Origin of the sequence: Olsenella sp. KH3B4 (assembly GCA_900111695.1) — a bacterium.
Lineage (GTDB): Bacteria > Actinomycetota > Coriobacteriia > Coriobacteriales > Atopobiaceae > Tractidigestivibacter.
This window is the reverse complement of sequence record FOHD01000006.1, coordinates 104,851-123,545: the sequence shown is the minus strand read 5'-3', so window position 1 is coordinate 123,545 and position 18,695 is coordinate 104,851. Positions and strand designations below refer to the sequence as shown.

Sequence of the window (18,695 nt, the reverse complement as noted above, 5' to 3'; positions counted from 1 at the left end):
GTGACGGATTTGGTCACCCCTTGCCTTTTCCAAGCTTAGCTGAACTACCTTTCCATTCGATTTGAAGTTTGGGCGGGTGTGCGTCCCGCCTGAGAAAGCAACGGAGGGGAGAAGATGGGAAAGAAGAACCAGAAGGGTTCCGGCGGAGTGCGTACCGTGAGCCGTGCCCGCAAGGTGGGGAGAGTCATCAAGACCATCCTCAAGTCTGCCCTGGTAGTCGTGCTGGCGGTGCTTATGGTCGCCGTCAACGTGATGCTGCCGGGTTACAGCCGGATGCTCAATAACATGGTTGGAATCGACCAATCGTGGAGCAACTCGGTGAGCACCGAAGGCATTGATCATCAGTACAACAAGGCCGACTATACCAAGGACAGCATCGGTGACGCAGAGAAGGCGCTTGACCAGCAGATTGCCGCCGAGGGCGTCGTGATGCTCAAGAACGATGGAGACACGCTCCCCTATGCGGCGGGTACGACGTTCTCGTTCTTTGGCGAGAACTCCAAGCTTCTGGGTGCCTCCCAGTCCATGATGAGCATGGTTACCGGCTCAAAGACTACTAGTGATGCGCTGAACAGCGCGCTTGAGGCTGAGGGCTTCTCGGTCAACACGACGCTGCAGGACTTCTATGCCAACGGTGCGGGCAAAGACTACAACATGGGCTCTGGCTCCGTGAACTTTGGCGACGGGGAGAACTTTGCCATCAACGAGTGCCCGCTCTCGGTCATGCAGGATGCAGGCGTGCTCGATTCCGCCAAGGGGACCACGCCGGTCCTCGTGCTTCGTCGCGTCGCGGGCGAAGGTCGCGACATGCCGCGCTCGATGTACAACCACGCTGCAAGCGAGGAGGACAAGGAGAAGAGTTACCTCGAGCCCGACTCGACCGAGCTGCAGATTCTTCAGTACATTAACGACAACTTTGACGATGGTCTGGTGCTTGTGAGCACCGCTTCCGCTGTCGAGCTTGACTGGCTCCAGCAGTTCCCCAACATCAAGGCGTGCCTGGTTGTGCCATCTACGGGAACCGACGGAATGAGTTCCCTTGCGGGTATTCTCTCCGGTCGTGTGAACCCGTCCGGCCGTACGGTGGACACCTTTGCCGCCGATGCGCTTGCCAGCCCCGCCGCGCAGAACTTTGGCGACTACCAGTATGTTGACAAGGACGGGAACCTCACCAGGTACAACTACGTGAGCTATGAGGAAGGCATCTACGTAGGCTACAAGTACTACGAGACGCGCTACGAGGATGCAATATTGGGCCAGGGCAACGCCGGAGACTTCAACTACGCTGACGAGGTCTGCTATCCGTTTGGCTATGGCCTCTCTTACACCACATTCGACTGGTCGGACTTCTCGACCAACTGGAACGGAGAGCGGTGCACGGCAAACGTGACCGTGACCAACGTGGGTAACGTTGCCGGAAAGGATGTTGTTGAGGTCTACGCCCAGAGCCCCTACACCGATTACGACCGCGCAAATGGCGTGGAGAAGGCATCCGTCCAGCTGGTGGGCTTTGCGAAGACCGATCTTCTTGCGCCAGGCGAGAGCCAGACGGTCGAAGTGAGCTTCGACCGCTCGCAACTCGCCGCATATGACTCGCGGGGCGCCGGGACGTACATCTTTGATGCAGGCACCTACTACGTGACCGCTGGACGCAACGCCCATGACGCGACGAATAACGTACTGGCAGCAAAGGGCGCAAACGTTGACGGCAATGCCGCGATGGCAGCGACATACGTGCCCGAGAACACCGAGGTCGACACCACGACCTATGCGACGGACTCACTTACCGGCCAGAGCGTGACCAACAGGTTTGATGACGCCCGCGGTGATGTGACCTATCTCAGCCGTGCAGACTGGACGGGCACATTCCCCAAGCATGATGGCACTCCTTACCAGGGAGACATCTCGGATTGGGGCGGCGAGCTCAACGCCACAGACGAGAACGGCAACCCCGTTCCCTATACCTGGACCAAGGTCGCTTCGGATGACCTTCTCGCCCAGCTTGACTCTACAGATTCCGGCAACCCCAACGTGGGTGGTACTTTTCCTGACACGCCCACGTACGGGGCCAAGAATGGCCTGACGCTTGCCGACATGCGCGGGCTTGACTACGATGACCCCGCGTGGGACTCGCTACTCGACCAGCTGACCGTCGAGGACTACGACGTGTCCATTAACCGTGGCGGATACGGCACCGTACAGCTTGAGTCAGTTGGCAAACCGTATAACGTTGATGCAGATACTGCCAGTTACCTCATCTACGGTGGCACCGGCCATGCCTTTGAGGGCCCGTCGACCCTGGCGCAGACCTGGAACCAGGACCTGTACACCGCGTTCGGCAACATCATTGGCAACGAGTCCCTGCTCGGTGGTGCCGCTGGCTGGTATGCACCCTCGATGAACATCCACCGCACGCCCTTCTCCGGGCGCAATGGAGAGTACTACTCCGAGGACGGGTTCCTCTCAGGCGTGGTGGCGTCCCGCTCCGTGAGGGCAGCTGCCGAGAAGGGCCTCTATGCCACGATTAAGCACTTCGTCCTCAACGATCAGGAGAACCACCGCGGTGACCGCGAGGGCCAGTACTCCATCGCAACGTGGGCAAACGAGCAGGCAATCCGCGAGATTTACCTCAAGCCCTTCGAGATGGTAATGAAGGCCGGCAGCGTGGAGGAGAACTACGTCGAGAAAGCTTCGGACGGCACGCTTGCGGAGAAGACGCGGGAAATACCTGTGGCGCAGGCAATCATGACCGGCTTTAACCGCATCGGCGCCACGTGGGTCGGCGGTGACTACGATCTGCTCACAAGCGTGGTTCGTGGCGAGTGGGGCTTTGACGGCTGGGTCATCACCGACAACGCCAATACGGGCACGTTCATGAACGGCAAGCAGATGATTGAGGCAGGCGGCGACACCAAGCTCACCTTCCAGGACAACGCTGGTAGCGTGTGGAAGTACGAGCAGGACAACCCCGAGGCGTATCACTTCGCGCGCGAGGCCATGCACCACCTGCTGTACGTGACGGCCAACAGCCACGTGATGAACGGCGCTGCTCCGGGCGCGACAATCAACTACGGATTGCAGGCGGTGGACAAGATCCGCATTGGCGTGACCGTTGGCGGAGCCGCTGGAATTGCGCTGGTGTTCTGGACTGGCTGGCGCAACCACAAGAAGCGCGCGGCCGAGCGGGCTGCCGCTGCTGCAGCGACGACGAGCGCTGCTGACGGCGACGGTGGCGAGGCGTAGCGGTACAGGCGCCAAACGCGTTGTTGCACGATAGCGTTGAACGAGGCGGGCTTGCCCCTTGTGGGTGGGCCCGCCTTTCTCGTCATTTGGATGCTCATTCTCTCGGTTCCCCATGCGGCTGTCTGCGCGTCTTAGCGCAAAAACGCACACCAAAACGATTGTGCCGTCGCAGCAGTAGCGTTTTACCAGGAAAGCGACGAGCCCCATCGTTTTCGTGTGCACTTTTGGCTGGCGGTTGGCGGTTGACGGCGTCGAGCAGGGCGCCGCCGCGCGCGTCGGGCCACGCATCGGGCCGCGTGCGGCCGTCGTCGTTCAAGGTGACACGGTGGAGCGCGGTCCATCCCCAATGCCCGCGGGTATACTGGATTCTCAGGCAAGAGGCGCGGAGGTCCCATGGAATCGCTCTACACGAAGTACCGCCCAAAGACGTTCGAAGAGGTCGTCGGCCAGGAACACGTGGTCGAGACCCTCAAGCGCGCGGTTCTCGAGGGCAAGGTGAGCCATGCGTACCTCTTCTGCGGACCGCGCGGAACCGGCAAGACCACCATGGCGCGCATCCTGGCGAAGGCGCTCATGTGCCAACGCGGCGCAGGGCACCTGCCCGATGGCACCTGTGAGGAGTGCCAGCTCATCGCCGCAGGCGAGCACCCGGACGTGCTTGAGCTCGACGCGGCCTCGCGCACGGGCGTCGACAACGTCCGCGAGGAGATCATCAGCCGCGTCAACTATGCGCCCGTCCGCGGCAGCTACAAGGTCTACATCATCGACGAGGTCCACATTCTCACGCCGGCGGCGTTCAACGCGCTGCTCAAGACGCTTGAGGAACCCCCGAGCCACGTGGTTTTCATCATGTGCACCACCGACCCGCAGAAGATTCTGGCTACGATCCTCTCGCGAGTCCAGCGCTTTGACTTCCACGCCATTGGCCCCAACGAGATGCAGGCCCACCTGGCGTACGTGTGCACGCAGGAGGGCTTCACTTACGAAGACGCTGCGCTCGAGCTTATTGTTCGCCATGCCCGCGGTGGCATGCGAGACGCGCTCACCTCGCTCGAGCAGGTCTCGGTCTTTGGCGACGGTGCCATCACGCTCTCTGCCACCCAGGACCTCTTTGGTGAGGCTAACGGTGCGGTGCTGGGCAACGTGACAAAGGCAATTGCCGAGAGGAACGTGGCGTCGCTCTTCGAGGAGGTCTCGCGCCTTGCGTCTGAGGGGCGCGACCTGCTGCAGTTTACGCGCGAGCTTGCGTCGCGCATGCGCGACGTCTATGTGACCGCGGTGGTCGGCGACCCGGCAAAGGTCATCGCCGCGTCGCCGGAGGAGCTTGCGAGCCTCTCGGCAGAGGCCGTGGCGTTTGGCTCCACGGACCGCATCGCGCGCGTGCTGACCATTTTGGGAGAGGCCTCCAGCGAGATGCGCACGGCCACCAACCAGCGCCTCGTTCTTGAGATTGCGCTGACGAGAATCGCCCGGCCAGAGTCTGATCTCACGCTGGAGTCGCTTGCCGAGAGGATTGGAAACCTCGAGCGTCAGGTTGCCGCGCTTTCGGTGCCCGGCCGCGTGGCGGTGCCGGCTGTGCCAGCACCAGCTCCCGCGTCCGCCCCGGTCGTCGCGCCCGCTCCTGCGCCAGCCCCGGCTCCGCAGCCGGTGGCCCCCACGCCGCGCCCAGCGCCTGCGCCAAGGCCGACCCCCGCTCCGGCGCCGCGGCCAGCCCCGGCGCCGCGGCCAGCTCCGGCGCCCCAGCCCGCTCCCGCCCCGCGTACTTCGGCTGCGCCGACAGCTGGCGCTCCCATCACCGATGGCGCCACGCTGCAGCGCAACTGGAAGCGCGTCACCGAGGGCCTCATGGCCAAATCGGCGTCTAGGGGCTCCCTGCTCCTTAACTCCAGTATCGTCTCGGATGACGGCGCAAAGCTCACCGTGTCCTTGCCCACGGGCTCGCACTTTGCGGCCCGCATGCTCGAGCGCGCTGACGTTCGCGAGCTCTACCTGCCCATTGTCGCGAGCATCTTTGGCCCGCGCGAGGTCGTCTTTGTCGAGTCGAGCCTCTCGAGCCAGGCGATAGCACAGTCCGACCGAGCCGCATCTGCCCCGCGCCCGGCGCCTGCGCCCTCATCTCAACCTGCACCGGCACCCGCGCCCCAGGCCGCACCGCAACAGGCACCAACGTCGTATCCCATGCCGTGGGATCCCGTTGCGCCCGCAGGGCAGTCCGCACCCGCTCCAGAGCCCCCCGTGGTCGAGCAGGTTCCGTACAGCGATGCGGATGCCTCTGCCTACGAGGAGGACGCGGAGTTCGGCGCCCCCACGCCGGCTCCAACGCCGCAGCCAGCCCCGACCCCGGCTCCGCAACCAGCCCCCGCGCCCAAGCCCGCGTCGGTGCCGCAGCCGGCCCCCGCTCCGGCACCTGCTCCGACCCCCAAACCGACTCCGCCCGCCACGCCTCCGGCAGACGACGCCCCGGTCCTCACCGAGGAGTTCGCGAACATCGCGGCGATGCTCGAGGACGCCTTTGGCGGCTCCGTAGTCGTGAAGCCAGACTCGCCTGATGCGCCTTCCGCTTCGGATGGAGAGGGCACAGACTAGCCAACGTTCTTATCAGCCATATTTCAGCACGCACATCAAGCAACCAGGAGGAAGACATGTCCAAGGGACCCAGAGGCGGATACAACATGGGCGGTATGAACCGCAACCAGATGATGGCCCAGGCCCGCAAGATGCAGGAGCAGCTCGTTGCGGCACAGCAAAAGGCCGCGGCAACCGAGGTCTCGGCCTCGGCTGGCGGCGGCTCGGTAAAGGTCACGGCCACGGGCGACCTGCGCATTAGCTCCATCACCATCGACCCGCAGGCAGTTGATCCAGAGGACGTCGACATGCTGCAAGACATGATCCTTGCCGCCGTGAATGACGCCCTCGAGCAGGCAGAATCCGCTACCGAGAAGGCTATGAGCGCCGTCACCGGCGGCCTTAACATCCCGGGGCTCTTCTAGGGATGGACCGGCTTAACGACGGGCACGCGCTGCAGCGCCTCCTCGACGAGTTGGGCAGGCTGCCGGGTATTGGCCCCAAGTCTGCCCAGCGCATTGCGTACTATCTCCTCGAGGCCGACGTGGAGGAGGCGCGCAGGCTGGCCACGGCGATTCTCGAGGTCAAGCAGCAGGTTCACTTCTGCCCCATCTGCTTTAGCTACGCTACGCGCGACACCTGCGACGTTTGTTCCGACGCCTCACGCGACCGGACGACCATCTGCGTGGTCTCAGAGCCACGTGATGTCTCCGCCATCGAGCGCACGGGCAGCTACCACGGTCTCTACCACGTGCTGGGTGGCGTCATCTCGCCCATGGACAAGATTGGCCCCGAGCAGCTCCACGTGAAGGAGCTGCTCTCGCGTCTTGCCTCGGGCGAGGTCCAGGAGGTCATTCTCGCCACCAACCCGGACGTTGAGGGCGAGACAACCGCCACATACCTCTCGCGGATCATCCGCCCCCTGGGCGTGCGCGTGTCTCGTCTTGCCAGCGGCCTTCCCGTTGGCGGAGACCTCGAATATGCCGATGAGGTAACGCTCGGCCGTGCCATAGAGGCGCGCCGCGAGGTATAGCCACGCAGAGGGCTAGGATGGTACGGGTAAGGCAACGCAAGGGGAGACGAGATGAACTACGCATCCAATAACGAGAGATACAGGCGCGCCGCGCATGCCGCGGGAAGGCACGCTGCCGGTGGCCCCGGGGTCTCCGGTGTCTCCAGGATGGGCGCGCATTCCATCCCCGAGGACGTCGACGACAGCACGGCTCCGCGCCAGAGCGCAGCGCCCGTCGACTCCCTCCAGACCCTCTCTGCGGGCCAGGGCGCTCGCGTGACCACGCGCGACAACGCTGCCGAGGCTGCCGACATCGCGCGGGACCGTGCGGAGCGACGCTCGCGCAACCGCCGGCTTAGTGGACGCAACCGTCCGGAGTACGGCACAAAGCCCCAGCGCAAGCCCGCAAACCTCAAGTCCGTGCTACTCGTTATTGCCGGCGTGGTGGGACTCTTCGTAATTCTCGCCATTGTCGCCTTTGTCACTTTCCTTGGCGCACAGGACAACCCCCAGCCGCAGGAGCCTGCGGCTAGCGTGGAGGAGCCGCAGCAGGTCCAGACCACCGCGGATGGGTCCGTTACCTACCAGGGGATCTCGTACTCCCTCGAGGCTACTGGGGACGGGACGTACGCGGTTATTGCCTCGGACTCCAAGGGCAACAAGACCCAAGAGTTCACCGTGAGCGGAACACCCGTCTCGCTCATCCTCTACAACTCGGTCATCGTCGTGCCCGAGAACAAGCCGGATGGCACGTGGGACGTGGTGGCCTACGCGATCGGCGGCGACTCCGCACCCATGGCGGTTGCCGACTCCTCGGGCAATGCCATCACGGGCACGGGGACCATCTCTACGGCCACACTTGACGGCTCCGTGGTCCACGTGACGGATTCGACGGGTGCCACCACGGATGTGGCGCTCGAGTAGACGGGGGCTCGCAGTGCTGCGGATTCCGTACGGTTAGACCCGGTTAAACGGCAAGAACGCGCAGCATTGGCGGCGTCTCGAGGGAGGCCTGCACCTCCGAGCACAGCTCTGCCCAGCCCTGCGTCTCTCGCCCCACAAAACTTTCTCAATTTTGGGCTAGACAGACCCTGCGTCCTCTGCGTATAATAGCTCCCGCACAACGCGCGTGGGGTATTAGCTCAGCTGGTTAGAGCGCCGGCCTGTCACGTCGGAGGTCGCGGGTTCGAGCCCCGCATATCCCGCCATTGTGAACTCAAGGAGCCCCGAAAGGGGCTCCTTTCTTATGCGTCCGCGCCGCGCATCGTGCAGCTCGTCAACGCGCCGTTGCCCCGCAGCCCGCCGCTGTAACGAGAAGCCCCGCCGACGCGCCCTAATCTTGTTTCAATTGATATGGCAATTAGTGCAATTGTCGTTATGTTCTCATCGGACTGGTATTATTGGCACGATACGATATCCAACCGCCCCATGGAGACGCCTAGCATGCTCGCTACCAAGAACGACAGCGCGCAACCGCGGAGGAAGACAAAGCTTGCCGTATTCGACTTTGATGGCACGTCCATCGACGGTCAATCTGGCGCGCTCTTCTCGGTGTACCTGTGGCGTCACGGTCTCATGCCCGTCCCCCGAGCCCTCGCGCTCGCCTGGTGGGGCCTGCGCTACAAGCTGCATCTTCCCCAGAGTCAGGACGAGGCCCGCGAGCTTGTCTTTGGCGCGTTGGAAGACTTGAGCCACCGGGACATAGACAAGGTCATGCACGAGTTCTACGAGAGCACCCTCAAGGATCGGTATCGCCCTGAGGTTGCCGCAGAGGTCGCCAAGCGGCACAACGAAGGCTGCGTTACGCTGCTCGTCTCGGCCACATTTGCCCCCATTGCCGCAGATGCCGCCAAGGCGCTCGGTGTGGACGACTACATCGCCACCGGCATGGAGCGTGACGCCGAGGGCAACTACACGGGTCGCGTCGAGGGGAACGTGGTGCAGGGCCCCGAGAAGGTCGCGGCAGTCACGCGCTGGGCAGACGCCCACCTGGGTAAGGGCGCGTGGACACTTGCATACGCCTATGGCGACCACCATACAGACGCAGCGCTTCTCTCGTCCGCCACAGAGGGCTACGCCGTGTGTCCGGGAGAAACGCTGAGAAAGTTGGCGCGGCAGCATGGGTGGGAGATTCTCAACTGGGGGGACTCTCCAGCAAAGATGAGCCGAAGGAGAGGCTAGCCCATCGGGCTGCCAGGAGGTAGCAATGGAAATCTCGAGAAAGACAGATTACGCGCTCCGCATGCTTGCGGCTCTCGTCCAGAACCCTGATGGCGTGGTCTCGGTGCGCACCGCGGCGAAGGACAACGACGTTCCCTATTCGTTCGCACGTTCCATCCAGCATGACCTTGCATTGGCGGGCATCGTCGAGAGCACTCGTGGCGCTCACGGCGGCATGAAGCTTGCCGTCGACCCGCATACCACGTCGCTCCTTAAGCTGGTCGAGGCGGTACAAGGCCCCATTCTTATTGCCGCCTGCGATTATGCCGGCGAGGACGGCGGCCCTTGCCCGCGGATGGCCGAGTGTCACTTCAACCCCGTCTGGTGCAACGCGGAGCGCATGCTGCGCGCCTACTTCGACTCGGTGACCCTCTACCAGGTCGTGATGGAGGGCAAGATGCCGCAGATGACAGGCTCATTCAAACTTGTGGCCAGCAAGCGCAAGCCTAAGGTCACGGACGAGTAATGCCGTCCGTTGCAGCTTCCGGTGCCCTGCCAACCGCGGATGTGCTCGCCTCGTTTCGCACTACGGTGCTGGCCCGTGGACGCGAGCTCTATCGCGATTTGCCCTGGCGTCGCACGAGGGATCCCTATGCCGTCTGGATTTCGGAGGTCATGCTCCAGCAGACACAGGTCTCGCGCGTTGACGGCCGCTGGCAGCACTGGTTGCAGCTCTTTCCCACGGTCGACGCCCTGGCCGCCGCAGACTCCGCGGACGTTCTGGACGAGTGGCAGGGGCTGGGCTACAACAGGCGCGCTCTCTCGCTCTGGCGCGCGGCGCAGGAGGTCTCGGCGTCAGGCGGCCGCATGCCGTCGGACGAGGCCAGCCTGAAGGCGCTTCCCGGTGTAGGCCCGGCGACGGCTGCGGGAATCCGCGCGTTTGCCTTCGACCTGCCTGGAATCTACCTCGAGACAAACGTGCGCGCCGTTCTTCTCCACGAGCTCTTCCCGCGGGAGGAGAGCGTGCCAGACGCGCGGCTGGTGCCCATCGCGCGTGCCACGTGCCCACCGGATGCCAGCGACCCAGCGGATGACCCGCGCACCTGGTACTATGCGCTTCTCGACTATGGGGCGCACCTCAAAGCGACCGTCCCCAACCCCTCGCGCCGGTCTCGCTCACACGTGCGACAGTCGCGCTTTGAGGGCTCTCACCGGCAGAAACGCGCCGAAGTCCTGCGTATCCTCCTCGCTCACCGAGCCGATCCGCGCGGGGGCGTGGACCTTGATACTCTTTGCGTGGAGCTTTCGCATGAGGAGCGTGCAGCGGGTAGAAAAGACGTGGGGACGTCGGATGCCCAAGCGCTGCTGACGGAGCTCTCGAGGGAGGGTTTTTGTCATAATAACGGTAGCATTTGGTGCACCTGATGCTACCATAGGAGTTACCTGCGTATGCAGGAAGGGACGCAGGAACCAAGTCCCAATGTTTCCCCTGGTAGGGGAAGGAGAGGAGCAGTAATGGCAGTCGATTTCGAGAATTCGCAGACCAAGAAGAACCTCGAGGCGGCGTTCGCTGGCGAGTCCCAGGCAAGCCGCAAGTACTCCTACTACGCCAGCAAGGCCAAGAAGGAGGGCTACGTCCAGATCTCTGACATCTTCACCGAGACCTCCGGCAACGAGTCCGAGCACGCCAAGCTCTGGTTTAAGTATCTGCACGGCGGCGACGTGCCCGACACCCTGACCAACATCAAGGATGCTGCGGCAGGCGAGAACTACGAGTGGACCGAGATGTACAAGGGCTTCGCCGAGACCGCCGATGAGGAGGGCTTCAAGGAGATCGCCGCTAAGTTCCGTCTGGTCGGCGAGGTCGAGAAGCATCACGAGGAGCGCTACAACAAGCTTGCTGAGCGCGTCGAGAAGGGCGAGGTCTTCAACCGTCCCGGCGTCAAGGTCTGGAAGTGCCTCAACTGCGGTCACCTGCACGTTGGCCCCGAGGCTCCCAAGGTTTGCCCCGTCTGCGGCCACCCGCAGAGCTACTTCGAGGAGCAGGCGATCAACTACTAGCGCTGCTTCCAAGCATGTTGATTGCACCCGTTTCGCATTCGTCGGAACGGGTGCTTTTTTATGTGGGCGGCTGGTGCAAAGGCTAGCCAAAGGGGAGAAATGGCAGGTAAAACCATATCTGTTATACAGATAACCAGTTGTTGACAGTCACTGTACCAATGTGGGTGGATTTCTCGGTTGCAAGCGATAACATGCAGGTCATGGAAAAAACGAGGACATATTCAGCGCTATCGGGAAGGCAGATGCCGTAGCCCGAGAAGAGACGCCGCGCATGCGGTGACTGGTCTCGGGCTTCCCCGCTTCCCGCAAACGCCCGGCGCGTATGCGCCACCACCCTAAGGAGTACATCATGGCTTTCGAACTCAACCCCAACTTCGCCAAGGATCCCGAGAAGCACTTCAACACCCTGCAGGTCCACGCCGGCTGGTCACCCGATCCCACTACCGGCTCTGCGGCACTCCCCGTCTACGCCTCCGCGGCCTTCGAGTTCAAGGACGCCGAGGATGGTGCCGCCAAGTTCGCCCTAACCCGCCCCGGTAACGTCTATGGCCGTCTGACCAACACCACCACCGATGCCGTTGCAGCTCGCGTGGCTGCCATCGAGGGCGGCACCGGCGCCGTTGCCGTCGCCTCTGGCCACGCCGCCGAGATTCTCGCCCTCACCAACCTGGTGGGCGCGGGCGACGAGATCGTTGCATCCGACTCGCTCTATGGCGGCACCTGGAACATTTTCCTGCACACCCTTGGTGACCTGGGCGTGAAGACGACCTTTGTCGAGAACAACGACATTGACGCCTTTGTCGCCGCTACCACCCCCAAGACCAAGCTTTGGTATGTCGAGACCATCGGCAACCCCCTGGTCGACGTCGCGGATGTCCCCGCTATTGTCGAGGCTGCTAACTCGCTGCCTTCGCCGGTGCCCGTCTTTGTTGACAACACCTTCGCGACCCCGTACCTCTATCGTCCCGCCGAGGATGGCGCAGCCGTTGTGATTGAGTCGCTCACCAAGTGGATTGGCGGTCACGGAGCCACGCTGGGCGGCGCGGTCATCGACACCGGCAAGTTCAATTGGAAGCAGGATCCCGAGAAGTGGCACACCCTTGCCAAGCCCGATCCCTCCTACCACGGCCTGGTCTTCGCCGACGCAGCTCCCGCAGCGCCCTTCGCCACTCGCGTGCTTGCCAACAAGCTTCGCGACTTTGGCCCCACGCTCTCTCCGTACGCGGCCCAGCTCATTGGCCTGGGCATCGAGGACCTGTCCCTGCGCGTCCAGCGTCACTCTGACAACGCGCTTGCCGTTGCCAAGTACCTCCAGGCGAACCCCAAGGTCTCTTGGGTGCGCTACTCCGGACTCGAGGGCGATCCCTCTCACGAGGTTGCAAGCCGCATCCTTCACCACGGCTTTGGTGGCGTAGTGGTCTTTGGCGTCAAGGGCGGACGCGAGGCTGGACTCAACGTGGTAAACAACGTGAAGCTCTTCACGCACCTTGCCAACGTGGGCGACGCGAAGTCCCTCATCATTCACCCCGCCTCCACCACGCACTCCCAGCTCACGCCCGAGCAGCTTAAGGCAGCGCACCTCTCCGAGGACCTCATCCGACTCTCCGTTGGTATCGAGGACGTCGACGACATCATCGCCGACCTCGACCAGGCGCTCGCCAACGCGTAGGTCGCTGGTAGCGACTCGCCAGTCACCTCGTGATTCCGACGCGCTTTCATAGCTGAGAAAGCCCGCCCTCCGACGCCGATTTGACGCCGGAGGGCGGGTTTCGTACGCACTTGCTGCGGGAATGCCCCTTGCGGCGCCAAAACGGCGCCACAGCGGCGGCTTGGTACGCACTTGCTGCTAGAACTGGCCCTGCGGCGCCTTCGCCGCCGCGCCGCGGCGCTCCTACCTCCGGCGCTTGGTGTAGCGGTCGGGCTGGCCTGCGCTGGGGCACACGTCCGCCATGGGGCATCCCGCGCACTTGGGCGAGCGCGCCGTGCAGACGTCGCGCCCAAAGTGAATCCACCCCTCGTTGACGTTGCCCCACAGCTCGCGGGGGATGATGTCGAGAAGGTCCTTCTCGGCCGCCGCCGGCGTTGTTGCCCGGGTGAGTCCAAAGCGCGTTGCCAGGCGGAACACGTGAGTGTCCACCGCAATGCCGTCTACCACGCCAAACGCCTTGTTGAGCACGATGTTGGCGGTCTTTCTTCCCACGCCCGGCAGCTGGCAGAGCTCCTCCATGGTTCCCGGGACCTCTCCGCCAAAATCCGAGACAATCATCTGCGCCGCTTCGACGCAGTGCTTGGACTTTGCTCGCCAGAAGCCAATGGAGCGAATGACCTCGCCAACCTCTTCGGGGTCTGCAGCAGCCATGGCCTCTGCGTTGGGCCAGCGCGAGAAGAGCTCGGGCGTCACGCGGTTCACGCCGGCATCGGTGGTCTGCGCCGAGAGAAGCACGCATATCACGAGCTCGAATGGGTTCGTAAACGTAAGCGCACTCTTGACGCCAGGGTAGAGTTCACCCATGCGGCGGCATATCTCCGTGGCGCGCTCCCGCTTCGACTTCTTCGACTCTCGTGGCATGACTGCTCCTCTCGTCTGCCCACAATGATACCCAATAAACTGCAATTGGACGCGCCCGGCCTGCCGCCCAAGGCATCGGCATCGCGCTTGTCATCAGGGGCCATTCGAGTATCCAAATACGCCGCTCGCACCGCCATGTGGAACCGTTCCCGCGCTCGTTGGCTCAACACTTGTACGACCCCGGTCAGTTTGCGTTTATGGAATATAATTGGAAAATGATGGGGGTGACGGCCAATAAACCGCACGTCATGCCCCATGGGGGACACAAAGCGACGCGTGAGGAGCGAGCATGCAGACTCGTGACAGTTCTCTGTACTTGAGCGACGACGACCTCTACCTGCTAGCAAAGGGCGAGTGGTACCGCAGCTACGACAAGATGGGTGCGCACCAGGCCGTCGACGAGAACGGCACCGAAGGCTTCCACTTTGCCGTCTGGGCGCCCAAGGTTAACAGTGTCCACGTGATTGGCGAGTTCAACAACTGGGACGAGGGCGCCAATCCGCTCTCCAAGACCAAGACGGGCGATGTCTGGCAGGGCTTTGTCCCCGGTGTCCCAATGGGCTCGCTCTACAAGTTTGTTATCGAGACAAACTCTGGCAAGCGCCTCTACAAGGCAGACCCGTACGCGTTCTTTGCCGAGAAGGCCCCTGGTACGGCCTCGCGCACGTATGACATCAACGGCTATTCGTGGAGCGACGAGTCGTGGCTTGCCAAGCGCGCCAAGGCCGACAAGCTCAAGGTTCCTCTCAACATCTTTGAGGTGCACCTTGGCTCGTGGCGCCGTCACGGAGACGAGCCCCAGGGGGACCCGCGTCCCGATGGCACCTATCCTGGCCCGGGGGATCCATTCCCCGCGCAGCGCGGCGAGTTCTACACGTACGATGACCTCTCTGTCGAGCTTGTGGACTACGTTCGCACCATGGGCTACTCGCACATCGAGCTCATGCCCGTCATGGAGCACCCGTTTGATGGTTCGTGGGGCTATCAGGTGACGGGCTACTTCGCTCCAACCTCGCGCTACGGAGATCCTAAGCAGTTCAAGCACTTTGTCGATGCCTGCCACAAGGCTGGCATCGGGGTGATTCTCGACTGGGTGCCCGGAGGCTTCTGCGCGGACGAGCAGGGCCTTGCCGCCTTTAACGGCGAGATGCTCTATGAGAACGAGATTCACCCAAACTGGGGCACGCACAAGTTCGACTTCTCGCGTGGCCAGGTACGCACCTTCCTCATCTCCAACCTGCTCTATTGGATTGACGAGTACCACGCCGACGGCATCCGCATGGACGGCGTGACGTCGATGCTCTACCTCAACTTTGGCGTGGACGACCCGCGCCTCAAGAAGTTCAACTCGCGTGGCACCGAGGAGGACGATGACGCCATCGCGTTCGTCCGCCAGTGCAACTCCACGGTTGGCAAGTACTACCCGGACGTCTCAATGATCGCCGAGGAGTCCACGGCGTGGCCGCTCGTGACCTATCCGCCCGAGGACGGTGGCTTGGGCTTCAACTTCAAGTGGGACATGGGGTGGATGAACGACACGCTGCACTACATGCAGACCGACTTCCCCTATCGCCCGGGCAACCACCGGCTGCTCACGTTCTCGACCATGTACCAGTTCAATGAGAACTTCGTGCTTCCGCTCAGCCACGACGAGGTGGTCAACGGCAAGTGCTCCCTCATCACGCGCATGCCCGGCGATTACTGGCGCCAGTTTGCCGGCATGAGGGCGCTTGCCTTCTATCAGATGACGCACGCGGGCGGCAAGCTCAACTTCATGGGCAATGAGATTGCCCAGTTCATCGAGTGGCGCTACTACGAGGGAATTCAATACTTCCTGGCCGAGCAGTACGACACCCACCGCCACCAGCAGCAGTTTGTTGCGGCGCTCAACGCGTTCTACAACGCGCATCCCGCACTCTGGCAGCGCTCCTACACGAGCGACGGGTTCGAGTGGATTGATGCCGACAACGCCAAGCAGTCGATCATCTCGTTTATCCGCAAGGGCGACGACCCCAAGGATGACCTGGTCATCCTTATTAACTTTGACGTCAACGCGCGCGAGGACTTCCGCCTGGGGGTGCCCGAGGAGGGCTACTACGAGGAGCTCTTCAACTCCGACGCCGACCAGTTTGGCGGCTCCGGCGTGGTGAACATCGGCAAGCTTGAGACCAGCGAAACCCCGTGGAACGGCCGCGAGCAGTCGGTCGTGCTGCGCGTGCCTCCGCTTGGCGGCTTCATCCTGCACCGCACCGGTGCGCTGAGGAAGCGCCGCGCAACCTCCACGCGCACAAAGACCTCTGCGGCAAAGAAGTCGGAAACGAAAACTGCCGCAGCCGAGAAGAAGGCGCCCGCCAAGCCCGCGGCCAAGTCTGCGGCCAAGCCGGCCGCAAAGAAGCCTGCGGGCAGAAAGCCGGCCGCAAAGAAGCCCGCTACCCGCCGCTCCTCCTCGGCAAAGACGCCAAAGGACAAGTAGGCCGTCATTCGTCACGCGCGCCAAACCGTCAGGCAACGCGCGCGTGACGAACGCATCCGTATAATGAGACGGGAACGTTCTCATGTGATGTTCGAACGTTCTCGTCCCGTAAGACATGGCATTGGAGTCGCATGGCACAGGAAATGATCTTTAAGGACACGGCAGATTTCGAGAAGCAGTATCGCGAGGCCTGCATGGCAGACCTCAGCAAGAGGTTCGAGGACTGCACCGAGCTCGAGCGCTACCAGGTGCTCGCAACGCTCATCGCCAAGAAGTCGCGTAACGTTGGCATCGCGACGCACCAGAAGGGCGAGAAGAAGGTCTACTACTTCTCCCTCGAGTTCCTCCTTGGGCCGCTGCTCGATAACTACCTGCTCAACCTCGGTGTCCATGACCTTGTTGCCAAGGGCGTGGAGGACATGGGCGCCTCCCTCGAGAGCATCTGCCGCCAGGAGGCAGACCCCGGCCTGGGCAACGGTGGCCTTGGTCGTCTCGCCGCCTGCTTCCTCGACTCCATGGCACACGAGGGCATTGCGGGCTACGGCAATGGCATGCGCTATCACTACGGCCTGTTCCGCCAGGTCATCGAGGGTGGCCGACAGGTCGAGAAGACTGACAACTGGCTGGAGAACGGCTTCCCGTGGGAGTCTCGCCGCGACTCCGCCACGGTGATTGTCCAGTTTGGTGGTCAGGTGGTACGCCACGAGGACGAGACGGGCCGCTACTGGTTCACCCAGGAGGGTGGCGAGAAGGTGCGCGCCGTCCCGTATGACGTGCCCATCGTTGGCTATGGCACCAAGAAGGTCAATCGCCTGCGCCTCTGGAGCGCCGAGCCCTACGAGGAGAACTTCGACCTCGATGCGTTCAACGCCGGTGACTACGCTAAGGCGAACAAGTTCCGCTCTGACGTCGAGGCAATCTCCACGATCCTCTATCCCAACGATTCCGGCGAGCATGGCAAGATTCTGCGCCTCAAGCAGGAGTACCTGTTTGTCTCCGCTGGTCTGCAGACCATCCTTGCCACGTACGAGCGCGACTTTGGCCCGGACTGGGAGCACCTTGGCGATCACGTGGCCATCCACACCAACGATACGCACCCCGCCATGTGCGGTCCGGAGCTCATGCGCCTGCTGGTGGACGAGCGCGGCGTCGACTTTGACCTTGCCTTCAAGGTCGTCAAGCAGACTATCTCCTACACCAACCACACGGTCATGCCCGAGGCGCTGGAGAAGTGGCCCATCGACACCTTCCGCGCCCTCATGCCTCGTCTGTACATGTTCATCGAGGAGATCGACCGCCGCTATCGCGAGCGCTTCCCCCACACCTTTGATGACTGGGGCGAGATGCTCAAGAACACGGCCATCCTCTGGGACGGCCAGGTTCGCATGGCAAACCTCTCGATCATCTTTAGCCACTCGGTGAACGGCGTTTCCGCGCTCCACACGAGCATCCTGGAGGAGGGCGTCCTCAAGGACTTCTATCGCCTCTACCCCGAGATGTTCAACAACAAGACCAACGGCGTCTCTCACCGCCGCTTCCTCGCCGAGGCAAACCCCTCCTACGCGCGTCTCATCTCTGGTGCCATTGGCACGGGCTGGCTGGATGATGCCTTCGAGCTGGAGAAGCTCACGAAATTCGAGGGGGATGCCGGCTTCCTGGACGAGATGGAGAAGGCCAAGCGTACCGACAAGCAGCGCCTTGCTGACTACGTTCGCGAGACCTCCGGCGTCGACCTCGACTGCTCGATGGTCTTCGACGTGCAGGTCAAGCGCTTCCACGCCTACAAGCGTCAGCTCCTCAACGTGTTCAAGATCCTGGACGTCTACAGCCGCATCCTCGCGGATCCGCACTTTGATCCGCGCCCCACGGCGTTCATCTTCTCGGGCAAGGCTGCCCAGAGCTACACCTTCGCAAAGGAGGTCATCCGTCTCATCAACTCGGTTGCCGACGTGGTGAACAACGACAAGCGCGTGAACGACAAGATCAAGGTTGCCTTCGTTCCCAACTTTGCCGTGTCGAGCGCGCAGCTCATCTATCCTGCCGCCGAGATTTCCGAGCAGATCTCGACTGCCGGCACCGAGGCCTCCGGTACCTCCAACATGAAGCTCATGATGAACGCGGCCATCACGCTGGGCACCTATGACGGCGCCAACGTCGAGATCGCCAAGCTCGTGGGCGACGAGAACATCAAGATCTTTGGCCTTCGCACCGAGGAGGTCGAGGCCTTGCGCGCTTCCGGCCACTACTTCGCCTGGGATCAGTACAACGCCGACCGCGATCGCCTTGGTCGTGTTGTGGACATGCTTTCCGACGGCTCCCTCTCGCGTCTCTCGGGCAACTTCGAGAGCATCCGCGACTACCTCATGGTGAGCAACGACCCGGACCTCGTCCTGCGCGACTTCCGCTCCTACGTTGACGCTTGGGACGAGCTCACCACCGCCTACGGAGACCGCGCTGCGTGGAACAAGGCGGCGCTGCACAATACCGCCAAGGCCGGATACTTCTCTAGTGACCGAACCATTCGCGAGTACATGAGTGACATCTGGCATATTGAGGCATAGGAACTACCCCGCAGGTCTGCGGGTGGAAGACATGGTGTGCACCTGTTGGGA

The 18,695-nt window shown here is 62.5% G+C and carries 13 protein-coding genes and 1 tRNA gene; 13 read left to right on the top strand and 1 reads right to left on the bottom strand.

What is annotated here, in order from left to right; translation table 11 throughout:
- Window positions 1–114 precede the first annotated feature (114 nt).
- The 11 genes from BMX94_RS07290 (at window position 115) to BMX94_RS07240 (ending at window position 12,710) form a co-directional block, all read left to right on the top strand.
- Window positions 115–3,243: a glycoside hydrolase family 3 C-terminal domain-containing protein gene (locus tag BMX94_RS07290; protein ID WP_091005188.1), complete on the top strand. Its 3,129-nt coding sequence runs from the start codon at window positions 115–117 to the stop codon at window positions 3,241–3,243.
- A 393-nt stretch (window positions 3,244–3,636) separates the two neighbouring features.
- The gene (gene dnaX, locus BMX94_RS07285) at window positions 3,637–5,829 is read left to right on the top strand and encodes a DNA polymerase III subunit gamma/tau (protein WP_091005187.1); all 2,193 of its coding nucleotides are present in this window, start codon (window positions 3,637–3,639) and stop codon (window positions 5,827–5,829) included.
- Between the two features lie 56 nt (window positions 5,830–5,885).
- The gene (locus tag BMX94_RS07280; RefSeq protein WP_235810718.1) at window positions 5,886–6,233 is read left to right on the top strand and encodes a YbaB/EbfC family nucleoid-associated protein; all 348 of its coding nucleotides are present in this window, start codon (window positions 5,886–5,888) and stop codon (window positions 6,231–6,233) included.
- A 2-nt stretch (window positions 6,234–6,235) separates the two neighbouring features.
- The gene (gene recR / locus BMX94_RS07275) at window positions 6,236–6,841 is read left to right on the top strand and encodes a recombination mediator RecR (RefSeq protein ID WP_091005185.1); all 606 of its coding nucleotides are present in this window, start codon (window positions 6,236–6,238) and stop codon (window positions 6,839–6,841) included.
- Window positions 6,842–6,892: 51 nt separating this feature from the next.
- Window positions 6,893–7,744 (top strand): hypothetical protein, encoded by an 852-nt coding sequence (locus tag BMX94_RS07270; RefSeq protein WP_091005183.1) that lies wholly within the window; start codon window positions 6,893–6,895, stop codon window positions 7,742–7,744.
- Between the two features lie 207 nt (window positions 7,745–7,951).
- A tRNA-Asp gene (locus BMX94_RS07265) sits at window positions 7,952–8,028 on the top strand.
- A 235-nt stretch (window positions 8,029–8,263) separates the two neighbouring features.
- Window positions 8,264–9,001 (top strand): HAD family hydrolase, encoded by a 738-nt coding sequence (locus tag BMX94_RS07260; RefSeq protein WP_091005182.1) that lies wholly within the window; start codon window positions 8,264–8,266, stop codon window positions 8,999–9,001.
- 25 nt (window positions 9,002–9,026) lie between these two features.
- The gene (locus BMX94_RS07255; RefSeq protein WP_091005180.1) at window positions 9,027–9,506 is read left to right on the top strand and encodes an RrF2 family transcriptional regulator; all 480 of its coding nucleotides are present in this window, start codon (window positions 9,027–9,029) and stop codon (window positions 9,504–9,506) included.
- Window positions 9,506–10,405, top strand: coding sequence for an HhH-GPD family protein (locus BMX94_RS07250; RefSeq protein ID WP_091005178.1), 900 nt, complete (start codon window positions 9,506–9,508; stop codon window positions 10,403–10,405). The genes BMX94_RS07255 and BMX94_RS07250 overlap by 1 nt, the downstream gene beginning before the upstream one ends.
- Window positions 10,406–10,495: 90 nt before the next feature.
- Window positions 10,496–11,041: a rubrerythrin gene (gene rbr, locus BMX94_RS07245; RefSeq protein WP_032110601.1), complete on the top strand. Its 546-nt coding sequence runs from the start codon at window positions 10,496–10,498 to the stop codon at window positions 11,039–11,041.
- Between the two features lie 349 nt (window positions 11,042–11,390).
- Complete coding sequence (locus BMX94_RS07240; RefSeq protein WP_091005176.1) at window positions 11,391–12,710, top strand: O-acetylhomoserine aminocarboxypropyltransferase/cysteine synthase family protein; 1,320 nt, start codon at window positions 11,391–11,393, stop codon at window positions 12,708–12,710.
- A 222-nt stretch (window positions 12,711–12,932) separates the two neighbouring features.
- Here BMX94_RS07240 and nth read toward each other — a convergent pair whose 3' ends face one another.
- Window positions 12,933–13,610 carry an endonuclease III gene (gene nth / locus BMX94_RS07235; RefSeq protein WP_091005174.1) on the bottom strand — a complete coding sequence of 226 codons (678 nt, stop codon included), beginning with the start codon at window positions 13,608–13,610 and terminating at the stop codon, window positions 12,933–12,935.
- 289 nt (window positions 13,611–13,899) lie between these two features.
- On the opposite strand from nth, the gene glgB reads away from it, so the two are divergent.
- Both glgB and BMX94_RS07225 read left to right on the top strand, forming a co-directional pair.
- Entirely contained in the window at window positions 13,900–16,083 is a 2,184-nt protein-coding gene (gene glgB / locus BMX94_RS07230) for a 1,4-alpha-glucan branching protein GlgB (protein WP_091005172.1), read from the top strand.
- Window positions 16,084–16,214: 131 nt separating this feature from the next.
- Window positions 16,215–18,644, top strand: coding sequence for a glycogen/starch/alpha-glucan phosphorylase (locus BMX94_RS07225; RefSeq protein ID WP_091005170.1), 2,430 nt, complete (start codon window positions 16,215–16,217; stop codon window positions 18,642–18,644).
- The last annotated feature ends 51 nt before the right edge of the window (window positions 18,645–18,695 follow it).

What these genes read in the sequence shown, in the direction of transcription:
- BMX94_RS07290 (WP_091005188.1), top strand. Translation starts at nt 115, where the DNA reads ATGGGAAAGAAGAACCAGAAGGGTTCCGGCGGAGTGCGTACCGTGAGC.
- dnaX (WP_091005187.1), top strand. Translation starts at nt 3,637, where the DNA reads ATGGAATCGCTCTACACGAAGTACCGCCCAAAGACGTTCGAAGAGGTC.
- BMX94_RS07280 (WP_235810718.1), top strand. Translation starts at nt 5,886, where the DNA reads ATGTCCAAGGGACCCAGAGGCGGATACAACATGGGCGGTATGAACCGC.
- recR (WP_091005185.1), top strand. Translation starts at nt 6,236, where the DNA reads ATGGACCGGCTTAACGACGGGCACGCGCTGCAGCGCCTCCTCGACGAG.
- BMX94_RS07270 (WP_091005183.1), top strand. Translation starts at nt 6,893, where the DNA reads ATGAACTACGCATCCAATAACGAGAGATACAGGCGCGCCGCGCATGCC.
- BMX94_RS07260 (WP_091005182.1), top strand. Translation starts at nt 8,264, where the DNA reads ATGCTCGCTACCAAGAACGACAGCGCGCAACCGCGGAGGAAGACAAAG.
- BMX94_RS07255 (WP_091005180.1), top strand. Translation starts at nt 9,027, where the DNA reads ATGGAAATCTCGAGAAAGACAGATTACGCGCTCCGCATGCTTGCGGCT.
- BMX94_RS07250 (WP_091005178.1), top strand. Translation starts at nt 9,506, where the DNA reads ATGCCGTCCGTTGCAGCTTCCGGTGCCCTGCCAACCGCGGATGTGCTC.
- rbr (WP_032110601.1), top strand. Translation starts at nt 10,496, where the DNA reads ATGGCAGTCGATTTCGAGAATTCGCAGACCAAGAAGAACCTCGAGGCG.
- BMX94_RS07240 (WP_091005176.1), top strand. Translation starts at nt 11,391, where the DNA reads ATGGCTTTCGAACTCAACCCCAACTTCGCCAAGGATCCCGAGAAGCAC.
- nth (WP_091005174.1), bottom strand. Translation starts at nt 13,610, where the DNA reads ATGCCACGAGAGTCGAAGAAGTCGAAGCGGGAGCGCGCCACGGAGATA.
- glgB (WP_091005172.1), top strand. Translation starts at nt 13,900, where the DNA reads ATGCAGACTCGTGACAGTTCTCTGTACTTGAGCGACGACGACCTCTAC.
- BMX94_RS07225 (WP_091005170.1), top strand. Translation starts at nt 16,215, where the DNA reads ATGGCACAGGAAATGATCTTTAAGGACACGGCAGATTTCGAGAAGCAG.